Annotated in this window: 8 protein-coding genes; 6 read left to right on the top strand and 2 right to left on the bottom strand. The window is 65.0% G+C overall.

What is annotated here, in order from left to right; genetic code table 11:
- The coding region (locus tag RT028_RS14870) for a DUF1853 family protein (protein WP_409567265.1) at positions 1–323 on the bottom strand (323 nt) is incomplete at its 3' end.
- A 54-nt stretch (positions 324–377) separates the two neighbouring features.
- Here RT028_RS14870 and RT028_RS14875 point away from each other — a divergent pair.
- From RT028_RS14875 to pepN, 6 genes are all read left to right on the top strand, one after another.
- Positions 378–1,268 carry an NAD(+) kinase gene (locus tag RT028_RS14875; RefSeq protein WP_312935889.1) on the top strand — a complete coding sequence of 297 codons (891 nt, stop codon included), beginning with the start codon at positions 378–380 and terminating at the stop codon, positions 1,266–1,268.
- Positions 1,268–2,239, top strand: coding sequence for a metallophosphoesterase (locus RT028_RS14880; protein WP_312935890.1), 972 nt, complete (start codon positions 1,268–1,270; stop codon positions 2,237–2,239). Before RT028_RS14875 ends, RT028_RS14880 begins: the two co-directional genes overlap by 1 nt.
- Entirely contained in the window at positions 2,236–3,126 is an 891-nt protein-coding gene (locus tag RT028_RS14885) for a rhomboid family intramembrane serine protease (protein WP_312935891.1), read from the top strand. The genes RT028_RS14880 and RT028_RS14885 overlap by 4 nt, the downstream gene beginning before the upstream one ends.
- Positions 3,127–3,412: 286 nt before the next feature.
- Positions 3,413–3,673, top strand: a complete 261-nt coding sequence (locus tag RT028_RS14890) for a YeaC family protein (RefSeq protein ID WP_312935892.1) — start codon at positions 3,413–3,415, stop codon at positions 3,671–3,673.
- Complete coding sequence (locus RT028_RS14895; protein ID WP_312935893.1) at positions 3,670–4,506, top strand: DUF2797 domain-containing protein; 837 nt, start codon at positions 3,670–3,672, stop codon at positions 4,504–4,506. The genes RT028_RS14890 and RT028_RS14895 overlap by 4 nt, the downstream gene beginning before the upstream one ends.
- Before the next feature lie 108 nt (positions 4,507–4,614).
- Positions 4,615–7,272: an aminopeptidase N gene (pepN, locus tag RT028_RS14900; RefSeq protein ID WP_312935894.1), complete on the top strand. Its 2,658-nt coding sequence runs from the start codon at positions 4,615–4,617 to the stop codon at positions 7,270–7,272.
- A 161-nt stretch (positions 7,273–7,433) separates the two neighbouring features.
- On the opposite strand, the gene RT028_RS14905 is transcribed toward pepN, so the two are convergent.
- Positions 7,434–7,897 (bottom strand): helix-turn-helix domain-containing protein (locus tag RT028_RS14905; protein ID WP_312935895.1); only part of this gene is annotated, 464 nt, incomplete at its 5' end.

Here is a 7,897-nt window from a genome sequence, read left to right on the forward strand (position 1 = left end):
AGGGCAAACTGCCAGAGCCGTTCGTAGTACAGGCCCAGGCGACGGCTGCCGCGCTGCGCCAGCCAATGGTCGAGCGCTTGCGGGGCGTGGTCCAGGCGCCGCAGCCACAGTTCCAGGCGGTGTGGGTGGTCGGCCCAGTCGCTGGCCACCAACGGGTGGCGCTGGGGCCCTGGCGGCTGCTGCATGAGGGCCGGCGACAGCACTGTCCAGGCCAGGTCGCGCACGCTGTCGTGGCGCAGTTGGCAGGGCAGATCGGCTAGCGAGAGGAAAGGATTCATGCTGCCAGTATCGCTGGTTTGCCGCTGGCCGGTGGTTTCGCCCATAATTCCTTTTCAGTGCCGCCCAGGCCATTTGCCGCAGAGCCCAGCAGGAGCCCCATGGAGCAATTTCGCAATATCGGTATCATCGGTCGCCTGAACAGCGCTCAGGTGCTCGACACGATCCGCCGACTGAAAAAATTCCTTCTGGAACGCCACCTGCACGTGATCCTCGAGGACACGATCGCCGAAGTGCTGCCCGGCCATGGCCTGCAAACCTCGTCGCGCAAGTTGCTCGGCGAAGTCTGTGACCTGGTGATCGTGGTCGGCGGCGACGGCAGCCTGCTCGGCGCCGCCCGTGCCCTGGCCCGGCACAACACCCCCGTGCTCGGCATCAACCGCGGCAACCTGGGTTTTCTCACCGACATCCGCCCCGACGAGCTGGAAACCAAGGTCGCCGAAGTGCTCGATGGCCACTACCTGGTGGAGAACCGCTTCCTGCTGCAAGCCGAAGTGCGCCACCACAACGAGGCCATCGGCCAGGGCGACGCGTTGAACGACGTGGTGCTGCACCCCGGCAAGTCGACGCGCATGATCGAGTTCGAGATCTATATCGACGGCCAGTTCGTCTGCAGCCAGAAGGCCGATGGCCTGATCGTCTCGACGCCTACCGGTTCCACCGCCTACGCGCTGTCGGCAGGCGGGCCGATCATGCACCCCAAGCTCGACGCCATCGTCATCGTGCCGATGTACCCGCACACCTTGTCGGGCCGGCCGATCGTGGTCGACGGCAACAGCGAGCTGAAGATCGTCGTCTCCAAGGACCTGCAGATCTACCCGCAGGTGTCCTGCGATGGGCAGAACCACTTCACCTGCGCACCGGGCGATACCGTCACCGTCAGCAAGAAGTCGCAGAAGCTGCGCCTGATTCATCCGCTGGGCCATAACTACTACGAGGTCTGCCGTACCAAGCTGGGTTGGGGCAGCCGCTTGGGGGGTAGAGACGATTGATGCTCGATCCGGCGCGAAGCTTCGACATCATCGGTGACGTGCACGGCTGTGCACACACCCTGGAACGCCTGCTCGACCGGCTGGGCTACCGCCGCCATGGCGGCGTGTGGCGCCACCCGCGGCGCCAGGTGCTGTTTCTCGGCGACATCGTCGACCGCGGCCCGCGCATTCGTGAGGCCCTGCACCTGGTGCACGACATGGTCGAGGCCGGCCAGGCCTTCTGCATCATGGGCAACCACGAATACAACGCCCTGGGCTGGGTCACCCCGGCGCTGCCAGGCAGCGGCAAGACCTACGTGCGTGAACACACACCGCGCCACACCCGGCTGATCGAAGAGACCCTGGCCCAGTTCGCCGACCACCCGGCTGACTGGCACGACTTCAGCCAGTGGTTCTATCGCCTGCCGCTGTTCATCGATGCCGGGCGTTTTCGCCTGGTGCACGCCTGCTGGGACCCTGACCTGATCGGCCCGCTGCGCGCGCAGTACCCCAGTGGCTGCGTCGATGAACACTTCATCCAGGCCTCGGACGTGCCCGGCAGCTTTGCTTCCACCGTGTGCAACCGCCTGCTACGCGGTACCGACATGCGCCTGCCCGACGGTCTGACGCTGACCGGCGGCGACGGCCTGACCCGCGCGTTCTTTCGCACCAAATTCTGGGAAGACGACCCGCAGACCTACGGCGACATCGTCTTCCAGCCCGACGCGCTGCCCGAAGACGTCGCCCGCACGCCGCTCGACCCGAAGCAGAAAAAGGCCTTGCTGCGTTACCCCGAAGACGAACCGCTGCTGTTCGTCGGCCACTACTGGCGCAGCGGCCCGCCCAGCCCGATTCGCCCGAACCTCGCCTGCCTCGACTACAGCGCCGTGCTCTACGGCAAGCTGGTGGCGTACCGGCTGGATCAAGAAACCTGCATCGACCCCGGCAAATTCGTCTGGGTCGATGTCGAACGTTCGCAGGCCCACTCATGAATTTTATCGATGTTCTACGGCTGCCGCTGAGCACCGACCTCAGTCGCTTCGTCCATACGCTGCAGCGCCTGGGTTTGCCGCACCGGATGAGCGAGGAAGGCGACGTTCAGGTGCTGTGGGTGCCCGAGGATCTGGTCGACGAGGCGCGCGAGCTGTACGAAGGTTACCTGCGCGGAGATGCCCTGTTCGTCGCACACGCGCTGGTCAGGGATGAGCAGCCCGAGCCACCTGCCCAGGATGCACCTTCGCTGCTGGCCCAGGCCAAGGCCTGCAAGGTCACCGCCGCCGTGATCCTGCTGTGCCTGCTGGTCGCAGGCCTTACACGCCTCGGTGACAACCTCGGTTTCGACGGGTGGTTCACCTTCCTTCCGCTGCATCTGGAGGGGGAGCTTCTCTATGTCACCCAGCTCGACCAGAGCCTGGCCGAAGGTCAGTGGTGGCGGCTGGTATCGCCCATGCTCTTGCATTTTGGCGTGCTGCATCTGGCCATGAACTGTTTATGGTTCTGGGAGCTGGGGCGGCGCGTCGAAGTACGCCAAGGGTCGTGGGCATTGCTCGGCCTGACGTTGCTGTTCAGCCTGGTGGCGAACCTGACTCAGCATTTCAACAGCGGCCCGGGCCTGTTTGGCGGGCTGTCAGGTGTGCTGTATGGCTTGCTCGGGTATGTCTGGATCTTCCAGCGCCTGGCGCCTAACCCGCAGTTCGCGCTGCCCAGGGGCGTGCTGGTGATGATGCTGATCTGGCTGGCGGTCTGCCTGACCGGCGTCGTCGGCAAACTGGGCATGGGCCAGATCGCCAACGGCGCGCATGTCGGCGGGCTGCTCGTCGGCTGCCTGACCGGGCTCTTGGGCGGCGCTCTGGCGCGGCGTAAACTGGGTGCTGGCTGAATGCCGTCCATCGGCCTGGCCGCCCATTGAAACAGCGCCATGGCGCGTAGTGCCAGTCAGTTGAGTGATCGGGGCCGCTTTGCGGCCCATCGCGGCTAAAGCCGCTCCCACAAAATCGTACAACCTGTGGGAGCGGCCGGTCCGGCGCTCCGGTTAGCCGCGATGGGCTACAAGGCAGCCCCACTGGTGCAGATGCAACTTGACTGACAGGCATCAGCCCTGGCGCGTACTATTTCAGACACGGCGCTGTGCTACGCAGCGCCTGTCGGCTTGATCCGGAGACCCTATGTCCACGTTCGAACACATGATCGAAAACATCACCCCCGACATCTACCAGAGCCTGAAAACGGCGGTTGAACTGGGGCGCTGGTCGGATGGGCGCAAGCTCACCCTCGAGCAGAAGGAGCTTTCGCTGCAAGCGGTGATCGCCTGGGAGGCCAAGCACCTGCCCGAAGACCAGCGCACCGGCTACATGGGGCCGCAGGAATGCGCCTCGAAGTCCGCGCCCATCCCCAACATCCTGTTCAAGTCGGACTCGGTACATTGATCGAACTCGCTCGCGGCTCTCTGAGCAAAATGGCCGTCCGCCTTGATGCGCCGGTCGTGCAATACAGCTTTCGCCTGGGCGAAACCCAGGTGCCGGTCAACCCGCTGATCGGCCAGTCGTTGCGCCTGGAATACCTCGGCGCCATTCACTGCAGCCACTGCGGCAAACGTACCAAATCGAGCTACAGCCAAGGCTACTGCTACCCCTGCATGACCAAACTGGCCCAGTGCGACCTGTGCATCATGGCCCCGGAACGCTGCCACTACGACGCCGGCACCTGCCGCGACCCATCGTGGGGCGAGCAGTTCTGCATGACCGATCACATCGTGTACCTGGCCAACTCCTCGGGTATCAAGGTCGGCATCACCCGCGCCACGCAACTGCCCACGCGCTGGCTCGACCAGGGCGCGAGCCAGGCGCTGCCGATCATGCGCGTGGCCACCCGCCTGCAGTCCGGGCTGGTCGAAGACCTGCTGCGCAGCCAGGTGCCAGACCGCACCAACTGGCGCGCGTTGCTCAAGGGCGATGCCGAAACCCTCGACCTGATCGCCGTACGCGAGCAGATCTTCGACGCCTGCGCCGATGGCCTGCGCGGGCTGCAGGCGCGCTTTGGCTTGCAGGCGATCCAGCCGCTGCCCGACGCCGAGGTCGTGCACATGCGCTATCCGGTCCAGGCCTACCCAAGCAAGATCGTCAGCTTCAACCTCGACAAGAATCCGCGGGTAGAAGGCACGCTGCTGGGGATCAAGGGTCAGTATCTGATCTTCGACACCGGCGTGATCAACGTTCGCAAGTACACGGCCTATCAACTGGCCGTGCTCCAAGCTGCCTGAACGCCTTGAAACCAGGCCATGCCGGGTGACACGCAGTCGCGGCGCCCAGCCTGGCCCGACCTTCGTCACCAGACCGTTCAGCTAGAACTCCAGTAAAAGGACCGCCCCATGCGCACCGAACAACCGCAAGCGATCTACCTCAAGGACTACCAGGCGCCTGAGTACCTGATCGACGAGACGCACCTGACCTTCGAGCTGTTCGAGGACCACACCCTGGTCCATGCGCAACTGGTGATGCGCCGCAATCCGGTGCACGGTGCCGGCTTGCCGGCGCTGGTGCTCAATGGCCAACAGCTGGAACTGCTGAGCGTACAGCTGGACGACCAGGCCCTGAGCGCGGGCGACTATCAGGTCGATGCCGACAGCCTGACCCTGCACCCCAGGGCCGAGCGTTTCACCCTCGACACCTCGGTGCGCATCCACCCGGAAAGCAACACCGCGCTCGAAGGCCTGTACAAGTCGGGCAAGATGTTCTGCACCCAGTGCGAGGCCGAGGGCTTTCGCAAGATCACCTATTATCTCGACCGCCCGGATGTGATGAGCGCGTTCACCACCACGGTGATCGCCGAACAGCAGCGCTATCCGGTGCTGCTCTCCAACGGCAACCCGGTCGGCAGCGGCCCTGCCGACGACGGCCGGCACTGGGCGACCTGGGAAGACCCGTTCATGAAGCCGGCGTACCTCTTTGCGCTGGTGGCCGGCGATCTCTGGTGCGTCGAAGACAGCTTCACCCGCCAGTCCGGCCGCGACGTGACCCTGCGCATTTATGTCGAGCCCGAGAACCTCGACAAGTGCGACCACGCCATGGTCAGCCTGAAGAAGTCCATGCGCTGGGACGAGGAGGTGTATGGCCGCGAGTACGACCTGGACATCTTCATGATCGTCGCGGTCAACGACTTCAACATGGGCGCCATGGAAAACAAGGGCCTGAACATCTTCAACTCCAGTTGCGTGCTGGCCCGCGCCGAAACCGCCACCGATGCCGCGCACCAGCGCGTCGAAGCGGTGGTGGCCCACGAGTACTTCCACAACTGGTCGGGCAACCGCGTCACCTGCCGCGACTGGTTCCAGCTCTCGCTCAAAGAAGGCTTCACGGTGTTCCGCGACGCCGAGTTCAGCGCCGACATGAACTCGCGCACGGTCAAGCGCATCGAGGACGTGGCGTACCTGCGCACCCACCAGTTCGCCGAAGACGCCGGCCCCATGGCCCACCCGGTGCGGCCCGACAGCTTCATCGAGATTTCCAACTTCTACACCCTGACGGTGTACGAGAAGGGTTCGGAAGTGGTGCGCATGGTTCGCACCCTGTTGGGCGCCGAGGGCTTCCGCAAGGGCAGCGACCTGTATTTCGAGCGTCACGATGGCCAGGCCGTGACCTGCGATGACTTCATCCAGGCCATGGAAGACGCCACCGGCGCCGACCTCACCCAGTTCAAGCGCTGGTACGTGCAGGCCGGCACGCCGCGCCTGGCCATCAGCGACGCCTGGGATGCCGACGCCGGGCGCTACAGCCTGACCTTCCGCCAGAGCTGCCCGGCCACCCCGGATGGCCGCGAAAAACTGCCGTTCGTGATTCCCGTGGAACTGGGCTTGCTCGACCGCGAGGGCAACGACCTGCCGCTGCAACTGACCGGTGAAAACGCAGCCCAAGGCACCACCCGCGTTCTGTCGGTCACCGAGGCCGAGCAGACCTTCGTCTTCGAAGGCCTCAGCGCCAAGCCGCTGCCGTCCTTGCTGCGCGGCTTCAGCGCGCCGGTCAAATGGAGCTTCCCGTACGACCGCGATCAGCTGATGTTCCTCATGCAGCACGACAGCGACGGTTTCAACCGCTGGGAGGCCGGCCAGCAGTTGTCGGTGCAGGTGCTGCAAGAGCTGATCGGCCAGTACCAGCGGGGCGAAGCCTTCACGCTGGATGCGCGTTTGATCACCGCCCTGGGCACGGTGCTCGGTAACGACTCGCTGGACCCGGCCATGGTCGCCGAAATGCTTTCGCTGCCAGGCGAGGGCTACCTCACCGAGATCAGCGAGGTGGCCGATGTCGACGCCATCCACGCTGCCCGCGACTTCGCGCGCCAGCAGATCGCCGAGCAACTGCATGACGCCCTGTGGGCGCGCTACCAGGCCAACCGTGCGCTGTCGCGGGCCACGCCGTATGTGGCAGCAGCCGAGCACTTCGCCCGTCGTGGCCTGCAGAACATCGCGTTGTCGTACCTGATGCTGACCGGCAAGCCCGAGGTGCTGGCTGCGACCCTGGAGCAGTTCGACCAGTGCGACAACATGACCGAGCGCCTCACCGCCCTGGCGGTGCTGGTCAACTCGCCGTTCGAGGCCGAACGCCAGCACGCGCTGGACGTGTTCGCCGAGCACTTCAAGGACAACCCGCTGGTCATGGACCAGTGGTTCAGCGTGCAGGCGGCGAGCACCCAGCCCGGTGGCCTGGCGCGGGTCAAGGCGTTGATGCAGCATCCGGCCTTCACCCTGAAGAACCCGAACAAGGTGCGCGCGCTGATCGGCGCTTTCGCCGGACAGAACCTGGTCAACTTCCATGCTGCCGACGGTTCCGGCTACCACTTCCTGGCGGACCTGGTGATCGAGCTGAACGCCTTCAACCCGCAGATCGCTTCGCGCCAACTGGCGCCGCTGACCCGCTGGCGCAAGTACGACGCGGCGCGTCAGGCGCTGATGAAAGGTGAGTTGCAGCGGATTCTGGACTCGGGGGCCTTGTCCAGTGATGTGTATGAGGTGGTGAGCAAGAGCCTGGCCTAAGGCGCTATTGGCGACTGTTCGGAAAAGCCCGCGCTCGTCGATTCGAGTGCGGGTTTTTTCAGGACCGAACCCTGCAGCAAACCTTCCAAGCGCCACGCAGCGGGCCTGTGGACCAGAGGCCGCGCCGACATCGCCTCAATGATCGCGGTGACGGTCAGCACTCACAGGTGGTAGTCCAGGCGCTGCTTGGCCGCCCACTGCCGTGGCGACATTCCATGCTCACGTTGAAATGCATGGCGCATGGCTTGCCCATCGGCAAAGCCGCACTGCACCGCCGCCAGCTCGATCGGGCTGCCGCGCGCCAACAGCTCCTGGGCGCGCGCAATGCGTGCCCGTCTCAACCAGCCTCCGAGACTGTCTCCGGTGCGCGTACGAATATGCCGCGTCAGGCTGCGCGCGCTCACCCCCGCGCGTTTGGCCAAGGCCTCGAGCGATGGCGTCTGTCGCGGGTCTTGCCACAGCGCTTCGAGCAGATCCGCCACCCGGTGCTCGGCCAGGGAGACCGGCGTCGGGCGCTCGGGAAGCTGCGCATGGCTGCCTGCGCGTTGCGGCGCCACCACCAACTGGCGCGCGATGCGATTGGCCTCGGCTTGCCCGGCAAACCGCGCCACCAGGTGCAGGCAGC

The sequence above is a fragment of the Pseudomonas sp. genome (assembly GCF_032058845.1).
Taxonomy (GTDB): Bacteria; Pseudomonadota; Gammaproteobacteria; order Pseudomonadales; family Pseudomonadaceae; genus Aquipseudomonas.